The sequence below is a fragment of the Pseudokineococcus sp. 1T1Z-3 genome, assembly GCF_037482365.1.
In the GTDB taxonomy this organism is placed as follows: domain Bacteria; phylum Actinomycetota; class Actinomycetes; order Actinomycetales; family Quadrisphaeraceae; genus Pseudokineococcus.
Genome location: NZ_JBBHZF010000025.1, coordinates 27,696 through 45,573, shown reverse-complemented (window position 1 = coordinate 45,573; position 17,878 = coordinate 27,696). Strand labels below are relative to the sequence as shown.

16 protein-coding genes and 2 tRNA genes are annotated in these 17,878 nt (G+C 74.3%); 14 read left to right on the top strand and 4 right to left on the bottom strand.

Annotated elements, in window-relative coordinates:
* Window positions 1-25 precede the first annotated feature (25 nt).
* Together WDV86_RS10925 and WDV86_RS10920 are read left to right on the top strand one after the other, a co-directional pair.
* On the top strand, window positions 26-148 hold the full coding sequence (locus WDV86_RS10925; RefSeq protein ID WP_339567665.1) for a hypothetical protein: 123 nt from the start codon (window positions 26-28) through the stop codon (window positions 146-148).
* On the top strand, window positions 145-1,326 hold the full coding sequence (locus WDV86_RS10920) for a zinc-dependent alcohol dehydrogenase (protein ID WP_339567664.1): 1,182 nt from the start codon (window positions 145-147) through the stop codon (window positions 1,324-1,326). The genes WDV86_RS10925 and WDV86_RS10920 overlap by 4 nt, the downstream gene beginning before the upstream one ends.
* Window positions 1,327-1,468: 142 nt before the next feature.
* Here WDV86_RS10920 and sdhA read toward each other — a convergent pair whose 3' ends face one another.
* Complete coding sequence (gene sdhA / locus WDV86_RS10915) at window positions 1,469-3,181, bottom strand: succinate dehydrogenase flavoprotein subunit (RefSeq protein WP_445263044.1); 1,713 nt, start codon at window positions 3,179-3,181, stop codon at window positions 1,469-1,471.
* Between the two features lie 226 nt (window positions 3,182-3,407).
* On the opposite strand from sdhA, the gene WDV86_RS10910 reads away from it, so the two are divergent.
* Window positions 3,408-4,295 (top strand): LysR family transcriptional regulator, encoded by an 888-nt coding sequence (locus tag WDV86_RS10910; RefSeq protein ID WP_339567662.1) that lies wholly within the window; start codon window positions 3,408-3,410, stop codon window positions 4,293-4,295.
* A 22-nt stretch (window positions 4,296-4,317) separates the two neighbouring features.
* Here the strand turns inward: WDV86_RS10910 and WDV86_RS10905 are convergent, their stop codons facing one another.
* Window positions 4,318-4,635, bottom strand: a complete 318-nt coding sequence (locus tag WDV86_RS10905) for an antibiotic biosynthesis monooxygenase family protein (RefSeq protein WP_339567661.1) — start codon at window positions 4,633-4,635, stop codon at window positions 4,318-4,320.
* A 101-nt stretch (window positions 4,636-4,736) separates the two neighbouring features.
* Here WDV86_RS10905 and WDV86_RS10900 point away from each other — a divergent pair, with 101 nt between their 5' ends.
* Window positions 4,737-5,780: a 3-isopropylmalate dehydrogenase gene (locus WDV86_RS10900; RefSeq protein ID WP_339567660.1), complete on the top strand. Its 1,044-nt coding sequence runs from the start codon at window positions 4,737-4,739 to the stop codon at window positions 5,778-5,780.
* 136 nt (window positions 5,781-5,916) lie between these two features.
* Window positions 5,917-7,026: a branched-chain amino acid aminotransferase gene (locus tag WDV86_RS10895; protein ID WP_445263043.1), complete on the top strand. Its 1,110-nt coding sequence runs from the start codon at window positions 5,917-5,919 to the stop codon at window positions 7,024-7,026.
* 60 nt (window positions 7,027-7,086) lie between these two features.
* Here WDV86_RS10895 and WDV86_RS10890 read toward each other — a convergent pair whose 3' ends face one another.
* Entirely contained in the window at window positions 7,087-8,001 is a 915-nt protein-coding gene (locus WDV86_RS10890; RefSeq protein ID WP_339567658.1) for a 3-methyladenine DNA glycosylase, read from the bottom strand.
* Between the two features lie 241 nt (window positions 8,002-8,242).
* On the opposite strand from WDV86_RS10890, the gene WDV86_RS10885 reads away from it, so the two are divergent.
* The 5 genes from WDV86_RS10885 to WDV86_RS10865 all read left to right on the top strand — a co-directional run bounded on the left by WDV86_RS10885 (window position 8,243) and on the right by WDV86_RS10865 (window position 12,512).
* On the top strand, window positions 8,243-9,019 hold the full coding sequence (locus WDV86_RS10885; RefSeq protein WP_339567657.1) for a fumarylacetoacetate hydrolase family protein: 777 nt from the start codon (window positions 8,243-8,245) through the stop codon (window positions 9,017-9,019).
* A complete protein-coding gene (gltX, locus tag WDV86_RS10880) occupies window positions 9,016-10,557 on the top strand; it encodes a glutamate--tRNA ligase (RefSeq protein ID WP_339567656.1) in 1,542 nt (513 codons plus the stop codon). Before WDV86_RS10885 ends, gltX begins: the two co-directional genes overlap by 4 nt.
* Window positions 10,558-10,666: 109 nt before the next feature.
* Window positions 10,667-10,738 (top strand) — tRNA-Gln (locus WDV86_RS10875).
* 74 nt (window positions 10,739-10,812) lie between these two features.
* Window positions 10,813-10,885, top strand: a tRNA-Glu gene (locus WDV86_RS10870).
* A gap of 145 nt (window positions 10,886-11,030) precedes the next feature.
* On the top strand, window positions 11,031-12,512 hold the full coding sequence (locus tag WDV86_RS10865) for a nucleobase:cation symporter-2 family protein (protein WP_339567655.1): 1,482 nt from the start codon (window positions 11,031-11,033) through the stop codon (window positions 12,510-12,512).
* Between the two features lie 37 nt (window positions 12,513-12,549).
* On the opposite strand, the gene WDV86_RS10860 is transcribed toward WDV86_RS10865, so the two are convergent.
* Window positions 12,550-13,269, bottom strand: coding sequence for an IclR family transcriptional regulator (locus tag WDV86_RS10860; RefSeq protein WP_339567654.1), 720 nt, complete (start codon window positions 13,267-13,269; stop codon window positions 12,550-12,552).
* Between the two features lie 158 nt (window positions 13,270-13,427).
* On the opposite strand from WDV86_RS10860, the gene leuC reads away from it, so the two are divergent.
* From leuC to murA, 4 genes are all read left to right on the top strand, one after another.
* Window positions 13,428-14,855: a 3-isopropylmalate dehydratase large subunit gene (leuC, locus tag WDV86_RS10855; protein WP_445263042.1), complete on the top strand. Its 1,428-nt coding sequence runs from the start codon at window positions 13,428-13,430 to the stop codon at window positions 14,853-14,855.
* 50 nt (window positions 14,856-14,905) lie between these two features.
* Window positions 14,906-15,520, top strand: a complete 615-nt coding sequence (leuD, locus tag WDV86_RS10850) for a 3-isopropylmalate dehydratase small subunit (RefSeq protein WP_339567652.1) — start codon at window positions 14,906-14,908, stop codon at window positions 15,518-15,520.
* A gap of 193 nt (window positions 15,521-15,713) precedes the next feature.
* Entirely contained in the window at window positions 15,714-16,229 is a 516-nt protein-coding gene (locus WDV86_RS10845; RefSeq protein WP_339567651.1) for an HU family DNA-binding protein, read from the top strand.
* 183 nt (window positions 16,230-16,412) lie between these two features.
* Window positions 16,413-17,780 carry a UDP-N-acetylglucosamine 1-carboxyvinyltransferase gene (gene murA / locus WDV86_RS10840; RefSeq protein ID WP_339567650.1) on the top strand — a complete coding sequence of 456 codons (1,368 nt, stop codon included), beginning with the start codon at window positions 16,413-16,415 and terminating at the stop codon, window positions 17,778-17,780.
* The last annotated feature ends 98 nt before the right edge of the window (window positions 17,781-17,878 follow it).

Here is a 17,878-nt window from a genome sequence, read left to right as displayed (position 1 = left end):
TCGCCCCACCCCCCACGGTGGGGCGGTGAAGGACACCAGAGGTACCCAGGACACCGACGACCACGAGCACGGCCGGGAGCGGCGCGCGAGGGCGGCAGCCGCCCCGACGACCGGTCGGGCGCCGCGCCGAGAGCTGGTCCGGGCGTGAAGGCCGTCACGTGGCACGGGGCGAAGGACGTCCGGGTCGAGGAGGTGCCTGACCCGACCATCCAGGAGCCGACCGACGCGGTCGTCCGGGTCACGACGACGAACATCTGCGGGTCCGACCTGCACCTGTACGAGCCGCTGGGCGCGCTGATGGACGTCGGCGACGTCCTGGGACACGAGGCCATGGGCGTCGTGGAGGCCGTCGGCCCCGAGACCGGAGACCTGCGCGTCGGGGACCGGGTCTCCGTCCCGTTCCAGATCTCCTGCGGGCACTGCTGGATGTGCGACCGGCAGCTGTACACCCAGTGCGAGACGACGCAGGTGCGCGAGCAGGGCACGGGCGCCGCGCTCTTCGGGTACTCGACGTTCTACGGCCAGGTCCCCGGCGGGCAGGCGGAGTACCTGCGCGTCCCGCAGGCCCAGTTCACGCACGTCAAGCTGCCCGAGGGACCGCCGGACGACCGGTACGCCTACCTGTCCGACATCCTGCCCACCGCCTGGCAGGCCGTGGCCTACGCCGACGTCCCCGACGGCGGCACCATGGTCGTCCTCGGTCTCGGCCCCATCGGCGACTTCGCCGCACGCATCGGGGTGCACAGGGGCTACCGGGTCATCGGCGTCGACCTCGTGCCCGAACGGCTCGAGCGGGTCCGCGCCCGTGGCGTCGAGGTGGTCGACCTCTCCCAGCACGAGGAGGACCTCGGCGACCTCCTGCGGGACATGACCGACGGCCGCGGCCCCGACGCGGTCGTGGACGCGGTCGGCATGGAGTCCCACGGCTCGCCCGCGACCACCGCCGTCCAGAAGGCGGCGGGCCTGCTGCCGGACGCCGTGGCGGCGCCGCTGCTCAAGACCGCCGGCGTGGACCGCCTCAAGGCGCTGCACACCGCGATCGACGTCGTCCGGCGCGGCGGCACCGTCTCGCTGTCGGGCGTCTACGGCGGCGCGGCGGACCCGATGCCGATGATGACGATGTTCGACAAGCAGATCCAGCTGCGGATGGGGCAGTGCAACGTCAAGCGGTGGGTCCCCGAGATCATGCCGCTGCTGACCGACGACGACCCGCTCGGCGTCGACACCTTCGCCACGCACCGCCTGCCGCTGGACGCGGCGCCGGAGGCCTACCGCTCCTTCGCGCGCAAGGAGGACGGCTGCGTCAAGGTGCAGCTCAAGCCCTGATCACACGGTCTCCGAGGCCCGGGCAGGCAGGCTCTCGGAGACCCAGGCCGGCAGGCCGGGACCGCAGCGCCGAGCCCCGCGCACGACGACGCCCGCCCCCGCAGCAGCGGGGGCGGGCGTCGTCGTCGGGCGCGCTCACGCGTCAGTACTTGCGCTCCATCGGCTGGTAGCGCGTCTGGACGACGGGCTTGTAGTCCAGCCGGACGGCCTCGCGGCCGTCCTCGTCGACGGCGAGGTAGGCCATCGTGTGCCGCATGAAGTTGACGTCGTCGCGGGAGGTGTAGTCCTCGCGGAAGTGGCCTCCGCGCGACTCCTGACGGGCCAGGGCGCCGACGACGACGACCTCGGCCAGCTCCAGCAGGAAGCCCAGCTCCACGGCTTCCAGCAGGTCGGTGTTGAAGCGGCGGCCCTTGTCCTGCACGACGACCCGGCTGTAGCGCTCGCGCAGCCCGGCGAGGTCGGTGAGGCACTGCTTGAGGCTCGCCTCGGTGCGGAAGACCTGCGCGTTGGCGTCCATCGTCTCCTGCATCGCCGTCCGCAGGGTCGAGACGCGCTCGCCGGACTCGCGGCCGCGGATGGCCTCGATGGTGCCGACCACGCCGTGCTCGGCGTCCTCGGGCATCTCCAGCAGCGTCGTCGTCTCGGCGTTGGCGTAGTGCGCCGCGCGCAGGCCGGCTCGCTTGCCGAAGACGTTGATGTCGAGCAAGGAGTTGGTGCCCAGGCGGTTGGAGCCGTGCACGGAGACGCAGGCGACCTCGCCGGCGGCGTACAGCCCGCGCACGATGCTCTCGTTGTCCGACAGCACCTCGGTCTCGACGTTGGTCGGCACGCCGCCCATCGCGTAGTGCGCGGTCGGGTAGACCGGCACGGGCTCGGTGTAGGGCTCGACGCCGAGGTAGGTCCGGGCGAACTCGGTGATGTCGGGCAGCTTGGCGTCGATGTGCGCCGGCTCGAGGTGGGTGAGGTCGAGCAGGACGTAGTCCTTGTTCGGCCCGGCGCCGCGACCCTCGCGCACCTCGTTGGCCATCGAGCGGGCGACGATGTCGCGCGGCGCGAGGTCCTTGATCGTCGGCGCGTAGCGCTCCATGAAGCGCTCGCCCTCGGCGTTGCGCAGGATGCCGCCCTCGCCGCGGGCGGCCTCGGACAGCAGGATGCCGAGGCCCGCGAGGCCCGTCGGGTGGAACTGGAAGAACTCCATGTCCTCCAGCGGCAGCCCCGCGCGGTAGGCGATGCCCATGCCGTCGCCGGTGAGGGTGTGGGCGTTCGACGTCGTCTTGTAGACCTTGCCGACGCCGCCCGTCGCGAGGACGACCGACTTGGCGCGGAAGACGTGGATCTCTCCGGTCGCCAGCTCGTAGGAGACGACGCCCGCGACGGCCTTCTCGCCGAGGTCGTTGACGCCCATGACGAGGTCGAGCACGTAGAACTCGTTGAAGAACTCCACCTCGTGCTTGACGCACTGCTGGTAGAGCGTCTGCAGGATCATGTGGCCGGTGCGGTCGGCCGCGAAGCACGAGCGGCGCACGGCGGACTCGCCGTGGTTGCGCGTGTGGCCGCCGAAGCGGCGCTGGTCGATGCGGCCCTCGGGCGTCCGGTTGAACGGCAGGCCCATCTTCTCCAGGTCCAGGACGGCGTCGATGGCCTCCTTGCACATCACCTCGGCGGCGTCCTGGTCGACGAGGTAGTCCCCGCCCTTGACGGTGTCGAAGGTGTGCCACTCCCAGTTGTCCTCCTCGACGTTCGCGAGGGCGGCGCACATGCCGCCCTGCGCGGCGCCGGTGTGGGAGCGGGTCGGGTAGAGCTTCGTCAGCACCGCGGTGCGCGAGCGCTGGCCGGACTCGATGGCGGCGCGCATGCCGGCGCCGCCGGCACCGACGATCACCACGTCGAAGATGTGCGTCTGGACCACGGGGGCTCCTGTCGTCGTCGTGCCGGGTCGCCGTTGTCGTGCGCGGGACGGGCGGAGAGCGCCCGTCGTGCCCACCACGGTAAGGCTCTCGACGGTCGACGTCGACGATCGGGCGGCCGCCGGTGAGAGGTATCTCCTATCGACGGCGACGGCGCGGGCTACCGTGGAGCCTGTGCAGCTGCAGCAGCTCGCGTGCTTCGTGGCGGTGGTCGACGAGGCCCACTTCACCCGGGCCGCGCAGTCGCTGCACCTGGCGCAGCCGTCGCTGTCGGCGCAGGTCCGCGGCCTGGAGCGCGAGGTGGGCGGCCCGCTGCTGCACCGCCAGCGCGGCGCCGTCCGCCCCACCGAGGCGGGGGAGCGGCTGCTGCCGTACGCACGGCGGATCCTCGCCGACGCCGCGGCCGCGACCGCCGAGATGGCGCGCGTCCGGGGCCTGGAGACGGGCGTCCTGCGCGTCGGCGCGACGCCGAGCGCGGGCACGGCGCTGCTGCCACCCGTGCTGCGGCGCTTCCACGACGCCCACCCCGGGGTGCGGCTGGAGATCGCCGAGGGCGGCTCGCGGGCGCTCGTCGAGCAGCTGGCCGTCGGCGGCCTCGACCTCGCCGTCCTCGTGCTGCCGGTCTCCGCGCACGCGGGGGCGCTGGCGAGCACGCCGCTGCTACGGGACGCGCTCGTGCTCGCGAGCGCCGCCGACCGACCGCCGCCCGTGCCCGGGCCGAGCGCCGGCGCCGAGGACCTCGACGGCGTCGACCTCGTGCTCCCGGGGGAGGGCTACGACCTGCGCGCCAGCGCGCTCTCGGCGTGCGCGGCAGCAGGGGTGCAGCCCCGCGTCGTCGCCGACGGCGGCGAGCTCGACGTCGTCGTCGCGCTCGTGCGTGCGGGTGTCGGCGCGGCGGTGCTCCCGCGGACGGTCGTCGACGGCGCCGGCGAGGGCTTGCGCTGGGTCCCGCTGCGCGGTCCGGCGCTGCACCGGACCCTCGGCGTCGCCCACCGCAAGGACGTCCCCCTCGGCCGCGCCGCCGCGCAGGTGCGGCGGCTGCTCATCGAGCGGACGTCGTGAGCGCGCCGAGCGCGCGGTCGGCTCAGGACGACCGGGCGACGGCCTGCAGGTCGACGACCTCGAACTCGAGCAGGCTCGCGCCGCTGGCCACGGGCTTGGCGCGCTCGCCGGAGTGGGCCCGGGCCGCGTCACCACCCTCGCTCCAGGCGCGGAAGGACGCGTCGTCCTCCCAGCGGGTGAGGACGAAGTAGCGCTCCTCCCCGGCGACCGGTCGCAGCAGCTCGAAGCCGAGGAAGCCGGGCGTGCCGTCGACGGCGCCCAGGCGGGCGGCGAAGCGGCGCTCCAGCTCGGGGCCGGCGCCCTCGGGCACCTCGATGGCGTTGATCTTGATGACGGGCATGCCCCATGGTCCCCCAGCGACGCGCCCTGCGCCCGGGGTGCCCCTGTCCGCCGACCGGGACGCCGGTCCCACCCCTCGGGACCGCTGGCTAGCCTCGCCGCATGGCGCAGACGGTGAGGCTGGCGGTGGTCGGGGGCGACGGCATCGGCCCGGAGGTGGTGGCCGAGGGCCTGAAGGTGCTCGACGCGCTCGCGCCGTCGACCGGCCTGGACGTCGCGCCGACGCACTACGACCTCGGCGCCCGGCGCTGGCACGCCACGGGGGAGACCCTGCCCGACAGCGTGCTCGAGGAGATCCGGGGGCACGACGCCATCCTGCTCGGCGCGGTCGGCGACCCCGGCGTGCCGAGCGGCGTCCTGGAGCGGGGGCTGCTGCTGCGCCTGCGCTTCGCGCTCGACCACCACGTCAACCTGCGGCCGAGCCGGCTGCTGCCCGGTGTCACGTCCCCGCTGGCCGAGCCCGGCGAGATCGACCTCGTCGTCGTCCGGGAGGGCACCGAGGGCCCGTACACCGGCAACGGTGGCGCGCTGCGCGTCGGCACGCCGCAAGAGGTCGCCACCGAGGTGAGCGTCAACACGGCCTTCGGCGTCGAGCGGGTCGTCCGCGACGCCTTCGCCCGCGCCCAGGCCCGCCCGCGGCAGAGGCTGACGCTCGTGCACAAGCACAACGTGCTCACCTACGCGGGCGACCTGTGGCGGCGCACGGTCGAGGCGGTCGGCGCCGAGCACCCCGACGTCGCCGTCGACTACCTGCACGTCGACGCCGCCATGATCTTCCTCGTCACCGACCCAGCGCGCTTCGACGTCGTCGTCACCGACAACCTCTTCGGGGACATCGTCACCGACCTCGCGGCGGCGGTGACCGGCGGCATCGGGCTCGCGGCCTCCGGCAACATCAACCCCTCCGGCGAGGCGCCGAGCATGTTCGAGCCGGTGCACGGCTCGGCTCCCGACATCGCCGGCACCGGCCGGGCCGACCCGACGGCGACGGTGCTGTCCGTCGCGCTGCTGCTGGAGCACCTCGGGCAGGCGGACGCCGCGCAGCGCGTCGTCGACGCCGTCGCGGCCGACCTGGCCGGGCGGGCCGGTGCGCCCGCGCGGACGACGTCGCAGGTCGGGGACGCGCTGGCGCAGGCGCTCTCGTGACCGGCCGTCGCTCCGGGGCCGCGTGGACCCCGCCCGGGCGCCCGGCGGCACGGCTACGGTGACCGCCATGTCGAGCGCGACGTCCACACCGGCGCCGGCCTCCGCGCCGGACGCCGAGGCGACCCCCGCACCGGGCGTGCCCACCGAGCCGGACGCCGACGTGCGCCTGGACTTCCCGCTCGCCGACGGCGTCGCGCGCCGCGGCGACGCCGAGCGCGCCGGCATCCTCGACGCGCCGGGCTTCGGCAAGCACTTCACCGACCACATGGCCCGTGCGGTCTGGACGCCGGACGGCTGGGGCGAGGACGCCGTCGTCGCGCACGCCCCGCTCGTCCTGAGCCCGGCGGCCGCCGTCCTGCACTACGCGCAGGAGATCTTCGAGGGGCTCAAGGCCTACCGGCACGAGGACGGCTCGGTCTGGGCATTCCGCCCGGAGGCCAACGCCCGGCGCTTCGCCCGCTCGGCCCGGCGCCTGGCGCTGCCGGTGCTCCCGGAGAGCGCCTTCCTGCGGTCGATCGAGCAGCTCGTCGCGGCCGACCTCGACTGGGTGCCGACGGGCGGGGAGAACAGCCTCTACCTGCGGCCGTTCATGTTCGCCTCCGAGAGCTTCCTCGGCGTGCGGCCGGCGAAGGAGGTCACCTACCTCTGCATCGCCTCGCCCGCGGGCGCCTACTTCGGCGACGGCGAGATCCAGCCGGTCTCCATCTGGCTGTCGCAGGAGTACACGCGCGCCGCCCCGGGCGGGACGGGCGCCGCCAAGTGCGGCGGCAACTACGCCGCGAGCCTGCAGGCGCAGGCGGAGGCGGCCGCGCACGGGTGCGACCAGGTGGCCTTCCTCGACGCCGTCGAGAGCCGCTGGGTCGAGGAGCTCGGCGGCATGAACCTCTTCTTCGTCCTCGACGACGGCACGCTCGTCACGCCCGAGCTCACCGGCACGATCCTCGAGGGGGTCACGCGCACCTCGGTGCTGCAGATCGCCCGCGACCTCGGGCACGAGGTGGAGGAGCGCCGCGTCGACGTCGCCGAGTGGCGCGACGGGTGCGCCTCCGGCCGGGTCCGCGAGGTCTTCGCCTGCGGCACGGCGGCCGTCGTCACCCCGGTCGGGGCGCTCGTCGAACCGGGCAGCCGCGCCGTCCCCGGCGACGGCGGCACCGGCGAGGTCACCGCGGCCATCCGCCGGCGCCTCACCGACGTCCAGCTCGGCCGGGCCGAGGACGTCCACGGGTGGATGCACCGGCTGGTCTGAGCGCACAGGGAGGCGTGTGGACCCACGACGCGCAGGACGGCGTCGTGCGCCCACACGCCGTCAGCCGCCGCCGGTCGTGACGGCGTCGAGCAACGGCAGCAGCGCCTCGCGCAGCTCCTGGCCGCGCTCGGCGAAGGCCTTCTGCTCGCTGACGTACTGCGCCCGTCCCGCCGCGGTCTCGACCCGGACCGGCTCGCGGCCGTAGGCCGACAGGTCGTAGGGCGAGGCGCGCATGTCCAGCTCGCGGATGTCCCGGGCGAGCCGGAAGGCCGCCAGCACGAGCGAGGACGGCGCCAGCGGCACGAGGAGGGACGCCGAACGGTAAAGATCCATCCCGGCGTGGAGGCAGCCGGGCTGCTCCAGCGCCGGCTGGGTCTCCCGGGTCGGGCGCAGCGGGCTGAGCGCGACGGCGCTGCCGGGGTAGAAGCGAAACGCGTCGACGTGGGTGCACCGCAGCCAGCCGCGACGGGCGCCCTCCTCGACGACGGCGTCGGTGCCCTCGGCGCCCAGGCGCAGCGGCTGGCGCTCGTGCCGCAGGACGGAGGGGTCGTCGCCGGAGCCGTGCACCATCGCCCACTCGTGCAGGCCGAAGCAGCCCAGCTCCGGGGCCCGGGCACGGGTCGCGGCGACGACGTCGCGCACGTGCCCGAGCCGGCGGCCTTGTGACGCGGCGACCGCCGCGGTGTCGACGACGACGCCCTCGCCGTCGCGCCACGGCGCGTACCCCTTCCACGACAGGCGCTCGCGCGCCGCCTCCCCGCGCAGGACGACGCCGGCGCCGGGGTGCCAGCGCGCCAGCTGCCCGGGCCGGAAGCGGTAGTAGGAGAAGAGGAAGTCCTCGACGGGGTGCGGCTCGCCGGCCAACGCGCGCTCCCGGTGCCCCGCCGTCAGCGCCTCGACGGCCCGCCGGTGCTCGTCGGCGAGGGGCACCCACTCCTGCTCGGCGAGCACGGTCGTCACCTCGGCCTGGAGCACCCGCCCACGGTAGGCGCGCGACCCCCGGCACCTCGACGTCGACAGTCCGCCAACGGGGTCTCCCCCCGTCACGTCGACGTCGACGTGACGGGGGAGAGCGCCTCCGGGTGGCAGGTCGTCGTCGAAGTGCCGGGAGAGGGCGCCTCCGATCGGCGGGTAGTCGTCGAAGCGCCGGGGAGGGGCGGGTAGGCCGGGGGAGCGGACGGACGGCGAGGGGTGACGGCGTCGTTACCCTCGCGGCGTGCGCATCGCGAGGTTCACCCGGGACGACGACATCAGCTACGGGTTCGTGGAGGGGGAGCCCGGGGACGAGCGGCTGCACGTCATCACGGGCGACCCGCTGTACACCCAGCTCAAGCCGACGGGCGTCGTGGTGGGGATGGACGAGGTGCGCCTGCTCGCCCCCGTGATCCCGCGGAGCAAGGTCGTCGGCGTCGGGCGCAACTACCGCGACCACGCCCGCGAGATGGGCAACGAGGTGCCGACGTCGCCGCTGCTCTTCCTCGTGCCCAACACCGCCGTCGTCGGCCCCGACGACCCGATCGTGCTGCCCGAGTTCTCCAGCGAGGTCGACTACGAGGGCGAGCTCGCCGTCGTCATCGGCCGGATCTGCAAGGACGTGCCGCGCGAGCGTGCCTCCGAGGTGGTCTACGGCTACACCTGCGCCAACGACGTGACGGCGCGCGACGCCCAGCGCGGCGACGGGCAGTGGGCCCGCGCCAAGGGCTTCGACTCCTCCTGCCCGCTGGGCCCGTGGATCTCCACCGAGCTCGACACGAGCGGTCTGTCCCTGCGCACACGCCTCGACGGCGAGCTCGTGCAGGACGGCACGACCGCGGACATGGTCTTCGACGTCCCCGACCTCGTCGCCGCCGTCTCCGCGGCCTTCACGCTGCTGCCCGGCGACGTCATCCTCACCGGGACCCCGGCCGGCGTCGGGCGCATGGAGCCCGGCCAGCGGGTCGAGGTCGAGGTCGAGGGCATCGGCACGCTGGGCAACCCGGTGGTGTTCCGGTGAGCCCGGCGAGCACCGCGACCAGCCCCGACACCTCTGGTGCTGCGGGCCTCGACGAGGCGACGGGCGCCGACGTCCGCGTCCGCTTCTGCCCCTCGCCGACGGGGACGCCGCACGTCGGCCTCGTGCGCACGGCCCTGTTCAACTGGGCGTGGGCGCGCCACTGCGGCGGCACCGTCGTCTTCCGCGTCGAGGACACCGACGCCGCACGTGACAGCCAGGAGTCGATGGACGCCATCGTCGAGGCGCTGGCCTGGGTCGGCATCGACTACGACGAGGGCCCCGGCGTCGGCGGCCCGCACGCGCCGTACCGCCAGAGCGAGCGCCGCGAGACCTACGCCGACGTCGTCGTAAGGCTCGTCGAGGGCGGCTACGCCTACGAGTCCTTCTCCACGCCCGAGGAGGTCGAGGAGCGCCACCGCGCCGCCGGGCGCGACCCCCAGCTCGGCTACGACGGCTTCGACCGCGACCTCACCCCGGCGCAGGTGCAGGCCTTCCGCGACCAGGGCCGCGAGCCCGTGCTGCGGGTGCGGATGCCGGACGAGGACGTCGTCGTCGAGGACCTCGTGCGTGGCACCGTGACCTTCCCCGCCGGCTCGGTGCCCGACTTCGTCGTCGTCCGGGCGAACGGCCAGCCGCTGTACCCGCTCGTCAACCCGGTCGACGACGCCCTCATGGGCATCACCCACGTGCTGCGCGGGGAGGACCTGCTCTCCTCGACGCCGCGCCAGGTGGTGCTGCACCGGGCGTTCGTCGAGCTCGGTCTCTCCCGGCGGGTCCCGCGCTTCGGGCACCTGCCGCTCGTGCTGGGGGAGGGCAACCGCAAGCTCAGCAAGCGCGACCCGCAGTCCGACCTCTTCCTCCACCGCGAGCGCGGCCTGCTGCCGGAGGCGATGGTCAACTACCTGGGCCTGCTCGGCTGGTCCATCGCCCCCGACCGGGACGTCTTCACGCCCGCGGAGATGGTCGCGGCCTTCGACGTCCGCGACATCGGCGCCAACCCGGCGCGGTGGGACCAGAAGAAGGCCGAGGCCATCAACGGCGACCACCTGCGGATGCTCGCGCCCGAGGACCTGCTCGAGCGGGTGCTGCCGTACCTGCGCGCCGCCGGCCTGCTCGACGGCGACCTGACGCCGGCCCAGCGACGCCTGCTGGAGGGGGCCGTCCCGCTGGTGCAGACGCGCATGGCCGTGCTGTCGGAGGCGCCGGGGATGCTCGGCTTCCTCCTCGTGGCCGACGAGGACCTCGTCGTCGAGGAGGACGCCCTGGCGGCCCTGCGGCCCGAGGCGGCCGACGTCCTCGACGCCTCCGCCGCAGCCCTCGTCGACCTCGCCGAGTGGGAGACCGCGGCGGTCGAGGCGGCGCTGCGGGCAGCCCTGGTCGAGGGGCTCGGCCTGAAGGCCAAGTTCGCCTTCGGCCCGCTGCGCACCGCGGTGACCGGCCGGCGGGTCTCCCCGCCGCTGTTCGAGTCGATGGAGCTGCTCGGCCGCGAGAGCACGATGCTGCGGCTGGCGGCGCTGCGACGTCGCCTCGAAGGGTGAGGTCGGCCTCGTCCGGTCCGTCGCCAGCCGATTTGGGAGCCGCCCGGGACGCGCGCTACTGTCGGGTGCCGGTACGGCGCTCGGCCCCGCGGCCAGGCGCATACCCCGGTGGGGTATGGTGTAATTGGCAGCACGACTGATTCTGGTTCAGTTAGTCTAGGTTCGAGTCCTGGTACCCCAGCGCTTGACCCGGTCCGTCACCAGAGCGGACCACGGCACCACCGCTGCGAAAGCAGTGCAGCATCCAGCTGCGACGGCCCCGTTGTGTAGCGGCCTAGCACGCCGCCCTCTCAAGGCGGTAGCGCCGGTTCGAATCCGGTCGGGGCTACAGGTACGGCCCGGTCTCCTCGTGAGGCCGGGCCGTTCGTCGTCCCAGGCGCTCGTGCGCCCGTGCCGCGCACAGTTCATGTGCGTGTCACACCGGCGGAACGTGCGGCGACTTGCCTGGAGGCCCACCGACGGAGGGGGCCGGCATGGCCATCGGCAGGAGCACGCGCAGGGGCAAGGGGTCCCAGGCGGCGGGTGCGGCCGCCGAGCCACCGGAGGAGGTCACCGACACGGGGGCCACGACGGCGGCCGACGCCGACGGCGCCGTCGACCAGCTCGTCTACGGCCTCGACGACCGGCCGCCGCTGCCGGCCGCGCTGCTGGCCGCCGTCCAGCACCTCCTCGCGATCTTCGTGGGCATCGTCACGCCCACCCTCATCCTCGCGGGCCCGCTCGGGCTCGACGCGGCGACGACGACGTACCTCGTGAGCATGTCGCTCGTCGTCTCCGGCGTCGCGACCTTCATCCAGGTGCGCCGCTTCGGGCCGGTCGGGTCCGGGCTGCTCAGCATCCAGGGCACGAGCTTCGCCTTCCTCGGACCGCTCGGCGCCGCCGGCGCCGCCCTCGGCGGTGGCACGGCCGCCCTGGGGACCCTCTTCGGGATGACCTTCGTCGGCTCCTTCCTCCAGATGGCCCTGAGCCGGGTCATGCACCTGCTCAAGCGGGTCATCACGCCGATCGTCACGGGCACCGTGGTCACCCTCATCGGCCTGAGCCTCATCGGGTCCGGGATGACCGACGCGGCGGGCGGGGCGGCGGCAGAGGACTTCGGCAGCCTGCGCAACCTCGGCCTCGCCGGGCTGGTGCTCGCGACGATCGTGCTGGTCAACCGGGCCAGCAACCGCTTCCTGCGGATGTCGGCCATCGTCATCGGTCTCGTGGTGGGCTACGTCGTCGCCGCGGTCATGGGCATGGTCGACCTCAGCGGGGTCGGGGACGCCCCGGTCTTCAGCGTGCCGATCCCCTTCCGGTACGGCTTCGACTTCGACCTGGCGCTGTTCATCCCCATCGCCTTCATCTTCCTCATCTCGGCGGTGGAGACGACGGGTGACCTCACCGCCACCTCGATGGTCTCGGGCCAGCCCGTCAAGGGGCCCACCTACATCCGGCGCATCAAGGGCGGCGTCCTCGGCGACGGCGTGAACTCCGCCCTGGCTGCCGTCCTCAACTCCTTCCCCAACACGACCTTCAGCCAGAACAACGGCGTCATCCAGCTGACGGGGATGGCCAGCCGTTTCGTCGGGATGATCCTCGCCGGCATGCTCGTGCTCGTCGGGCTCTTCCCGATCATCCCGGCGGTCGTCACGGCGATCCCGCGACCCGTGCTCGGCGGGGCGACCATCGTGCTGTTCGGCACGGTCGCGGCGGCGGGCATCAAGATCATCTCCACGAGCGACGACAAGCTCGACCGGCGCGACGTCCTCATCCTCGCCGTGTCGCTGGCGCTGGGGCTCGGGGTCCGGCTCGTCCCGGACGCGCTCTCGGGCCTGCCGACGACGGCCGCGACCATCTTCAGCTCGCCGATCACCACGGGTGGTCTCGCGGCCCTCGTCCTCAACCTGGTGCTGCCGCGCTCGGACGGCACGCACGGCATGCGCCCGCGGGAGGGTGGCGGCGCGACGGCGTGAGCGCCGCCCGGCAGCGGGAGGTCGGCGCGGCCGGCGCTCAGCCCTCGGCGCGGCGCAGCGCCTCGGACAGCCGTTGGGCGGTGGTGACGACGGCGGCCGCGTGCATCCGCCCCGGCTGGCGCGTGAGGCGCTGCAGCGGGCCGGAGATGGAGACGGCGGCGACGACGCGCCCGGCCGGGCCGCGCACGGGCGCCGAGACGGAGGCGACGCCGGCCTCGCGCTCGCTGACGCTCTGGGCCCAGCCGCGACGGCGGACGCCCGAGAGCACGGTGGCGGTGAAGCGGGCGCCCTGCAGGCCGCGGTGGAGGCGGTCGGGCTCCTCCCAGGCCAGCAGCACCTGCGCCGCCGAGCCGGCGTGCATGGACAGCGTCGCGCCGACCGGGACGGAGTCGCGCAGGCCCATCGGGAGCTCGGCCGCGGCGACGCAGACCCGCGCGTCGCCCTGGCGCCGGAAGAGGGAGGCGCTCTCGCCGGTGTGGTCGCGGAGCGCCGTCAGGGCGGGGCCGGCGGCCGCGAGGAGGCGGTCCTCGCCCGCGGCCGAGGCCAGCTCCGGCAGGCGGGGTCCGAGGACGAAGCGGCCCTGCAGGTCTCGGCCGACCAGGCGATGATGCTCCAGGGCCACGGCGAGGCGGTGCGCCGTCGGGCGCGCGAGCCCCGTCGCGGCCACGAGCTGGGCCAGGCTGGCTGGGCCGGCCTCGAGCGCCGCCAGCACGGTGGCGGCCTTGTCGAGGACGCCGACCCCGCTAGACTTGTCCATAGGGCGATACTGCCGTCTCTCACTGTGAGATCGCAAGCAGGATGGGCGGCCGGGTCGCCCGGCGCGGCGGAGCGCCGTCGGTGCCGTCGGTGCACGAGGTCGGAGAGCGGCGCGGAGGCTGCCCACGAGAGGCGTGGGCCGGAGGACTGAGGTGGATGATGGGTCGGACCCTGGCCGAGAAGGTGTGGGACGAGCACGTGGTGCGCCACGGCACCGGCGGTGAGCCGGACCTGCTCTACGTCGACCTCCACCTCCTGCACGAGGTCACCTCCCCCCAGGCCTTCGAGGGTCTGCGGATCGAGGGGCGGGGCGTGCGCCGTCGCGACCTCACCATCGCCACCGAGGACCACAACACCCCGACCCTCGACATCGACAAGCCCATCGCGGACCTGACGAGCCGCACCCAGATCGAGACGCTGCGCCGCAACTGCGCCGAGTTCGGCGTCCGGCTGCACCCGCTCGGCGACGCCGAGCAGGGCATCGTGCACGTCGTCGGGCCCCAGCTCGGCCTGACCCAGCCCGGCATGACGGTCGTCTGCGGGGACTCCCACACCTCGACGCACGGGGCGTTCGGCGCCCTCGCCATGGGCATCGGCACGAGCGAGGTCGAGCACGTGCTCGCCACCCAGACGCTGCCGCTGACCCGGCCGCGCACCATGGCCATCACGGTCGACGGCGAGCTGCCCGAGGGGGCGAGCGCCAAGGACGTGATCCTCGCCGTCATCGCCAGGATCGGGACCGGCGGCGGCCAGGGGTACGTGCTGGAGTACCGGGGCTCGGCCATCCGCGCCCTGTCGATGGAGGCGCGGATGACCATCTGCAACATGTCGATCGAGGCGGGTGCGCGCGCCGGCATGGTCGCTCCCGACGAGACGACGTTCGCCTACCTGGCCGGCCGCGACCACGCCCCGACGGGCGCCGACTGGGACGCCGCGCTCGCGCACTGGCGCACGCTGGCCACGGACGAGGACGCCGAGTTCGACGCCGAGGTCGTGCTCGACGCCGCCGACCTCGAGCCCTTCGTCACCTGGGGCACCAACCCCGGGCAGGGGCTGCCGCTCTCGGGGGTCGTGCCCGACCCCGACGCGATGGGCGACGAGGGCCAGGCCGCCGCGGCCCGCCGGGCGCTGGCGTACATGGACCTCGCGCCCGGGACGCCGCTGCGCGACATCGGCGTCGACGCCGTCTTCCTCGGCTCGTGCACCAACGGGCGCATCGAGGACCTGCGGGCTGCGGCCGAGGTGCTCCGTGGCCGGCGCAAGGCCGACGGTGTCCGCGTGCTCGTCGTCCCCGGCTCGGCGCGGGTGCGCCTGCAGGCCGAGTCCGAGGGGCTCGACCGGGTCTTCACCGACTTCGGCGCCGAGTGGCGCTTCGCCGGCTGCTCGATGTGCCTCGGGATGAACCCCGACCAGCTGGCGCCGGGGGAGCGGGCGGCGTCGACGTCGAACCGCAACTTCGAGGGCCGCCAGGGCAAGGGCGGCCGCACGCACCTGGTCTCGCCCGTCGTCGCCGCCGCGACCGCGGTGCGCGGGACGCTCTCCTCGCCCTCGGACCTCGACGCGCCGGCGACGCTGCAGCCCGCCTGACGCCGACGCCGGCCCCGGTCACCGCCCCCAGCACATCGACGAGGAGTCTCGTGGACCCCTTCACCCGCCACACCGGCACCGGCGTCCCGCTGCGGCGCAGCGACGTCGACACCGACCAGATCATCCCCGCCGTGTACCTCAAGCGGGTCTCGCGCACCGGCTTCGAGGACGGGCTGTTCTCCGGCTGGCGCCAGGACCCCGGCTTCGTCCTCAACCAGGCGGCCTACGCCCGCGGCAGCGTCCTCGTCGCCGGCCCGGACTTCGGCACCGGCTCCTCCCGCGAGCACGCCGTGTGGGCGCTGAAGGACTACGGCTTCCGGGCCGTCCTGTCCAGCCGCTTCGCCGACATCTTCCGCGGCAACGCCGGCAAGCAGGGTCTCGTCGCCGGACAGCTGGCCCAGGAGGACGTCGAGCTGATCTGGAAGCAGCTGGAGGCCCGCCCCGGCACCGAGGTGACGGTGGACCTCCAGGAACGCGTCGTCGTCTGCGAGGAGCTCGTCGCGCCGCTGCAGGTCGACGACTACACCCGCTGGCGCCTGCTGGAGGGGCTCGACGACGTCGGCCTCACCCTGCGCGAGGTCGACGCGATCGACGCCTTCGAGACCGGCCGCCACGCCTGGCTGCCCCGGACGCTGCCGGAGCCCCTGCCGAGAACCCCTGCCTGACCTCTCCGCTGCACCGTCGTGGACGGTGCGTGAGCGCCTCCGACGGACCGTCACCGATCCGGCCGGCCCTGCCCCGTCGGGGCGAAAATGCCGGGACGACAACCCCTTCCGGGTCTTCTCAGCGCCCGCCGCGGGCCTTACCTTCGGCGCCAGGTCGCGCGCCCGAGGGTCGGGTCGTGCCGGAGGAGGGGCCATGAACAAGGGTGAGCTCGTCGACGTCCTGGAGGAGCGGCTGGGCAGCCGCCGCGCCGCCAGCGACGCCATGGAGGCGGTGCTCGACGCGGTCGTGCGGTCGGTCGCGAAGGGCGAGCGCGTCGCCATCAGCGGCTTCGGCACCTTTGAGCGGGCCGACCGGGCACCGCGGACGGGGCGCAACCCCCGTACGGGGGAGACGGTGCCGATCGCCGGGACGTCGGTGCCGCGCTTCAAGCCGGGGACGGCGTTCCGCGCGCTGGTCGCCGACCCCAGCCAGGTGCCCGCGCCCGAGGCCGAGCCGGTCGGTGGGCTGCGCGCCGTCACGACGCGCCGCAGCGGCGTCGACCTCGAGATCCCGGCCGGTGGGCTGCCGCCGCTGGAGCCGGCGGCGGAGGCCGAGCCGGTGGCCGAGCCGGTGGTCGAGGCCGACCCCGGCGAGGACGCCAAGACCAAGAAGAAGGCCAAGAAGGACGCCAAGAAGAAGGACGGCAAGAAGGCCAAGAAGAAGTCCTGAGGGCGTCCGCCTGCCCCGGCCGCCGGAGACCGGCCGGCCGGGGGTCCGTCGTGCCCGCTCTGCGGGCGGGCGGGCCTCGGTAAGGGCGGCGCGCCGGGCCGGTGTCCAGGAGCACGGCCTGCCCGGGGGCATGATGGGTCGCCGAGGCGGCGCCAGCCGGGCGCGGCCGGAGTGGAGGTCCACGTGCCGACTGGCGAGGTGCTCACCGTCCAGGGCGGGCGGCCGGTCGACGGCAGCGTGGCCGTGCGCGGGGCGAAGAACTTCGTCTCCAAGGCGATGGTGGCCGCGCTGCTGGGCGAGACGCCAAGCGTGCTGCGCAACGTCCCCGAGATCCGTGACGTGGGCGTGGTCACAGGACTGCTGGGGCTGCACGGCGTCGACGTCTCCCGGCCGGACGACGGCGTCCTGGTGCTGGACCCCACGGACGTCGAGTCGGCCCACGTCGCCGACATCGACGCCCACGCCGGCTCCAGCCGCATCCCGATCCTCTTCTGCGGCCCGCTCGTGCACCGCCTCGGGGAGGCCTTCATCCCCGACCTCGGTGGTTGCCGCATCGGGGACCGGCCGATCAACTACCACCTCGACGTCCTGCGCCAGTTCGGCGCCGTCGTCGACAAGCGCCGCGGCGGCATCCGCATCAGCGCACCGGACGGGCTGCGCGGCACCCGGATCGAGCTGCCCTACCCCAGCGTCGGCGCCACCGAGCAGGTGCTGCTGACGGCCGTGCGCGCCTCCGGCTTCACCGAGCTCCACGGCGCGGCGACCGAGCCGGAGATCGCGGACCTCGTCGCGGTGCTGCAGAAGATGGGCGCGATCATCAGCGTCGACACCGACCGCACGATCCGGGTCGAGGGCGTCGAGCGGCTGCGCGGCTACGACCACCGCGCCCTCACCGACCGGATCGAGACGGCGTCCTGGGCCTGCGCGGCCCTCGCCACCCGGGGGCAGGTCTTCGTCGAGGGGGCCACCCAGCCGGAGATGATGACCTTCCTCAACGTCTTCCGGAAGGTCGGCGGGGAGTTCGACGTCACCGACGACGGCATCCGCTTCTTCAGCCCCGGCGGGCCGCTGCGCTCCCTCGCGCTGGAGACGGACGTCCACCCGGGCTTCATGACCGACTGGCAGCAACCCCTCGTCGTCGCGCTGACGCAGGCCGACGGCCTGTCGATCGTGCACGAGACGGTGTACGAGAACCGCTTCGGCTTCACCGAGGCGCTCGGCGGGATGGGCGCGCGCATCCAGGTGTACCGGGAGTGCCTGGGCTCCACGCCCTGCCGCTTCGGCGGCGCGCAGTTCCGGCACTCGGCCGTCATCTCCGGGCCGACGCCGCTGCGAGGGGCCGACATCGTCGTGCCCGACCTGCGGGGCGGGTTCAGCTACCTCGTCGCCGCGCTGGCGGCGACGGGTGTCTCCCGCGTCGCCGGCATCGAGCTCATCGACCGCGGCTACGAGCGCTTCGCGGCCAAGCTGGAGGCGCTCGGCGCCGACGTCGACTGGTCCGACGCGCCCTCGGCCGCCCCCGCCCGCGGGCGTGTGCCGGCGGTCGCCTGAGGTGCGGGTGCGCCCCGCAGCACACCGTCCTCCGGCTCGTCGGCCTCGTCCTCGGCGTCGTGAGAGCCCGTGCCGCCAGGTGTGCGACCCCCGGGTGC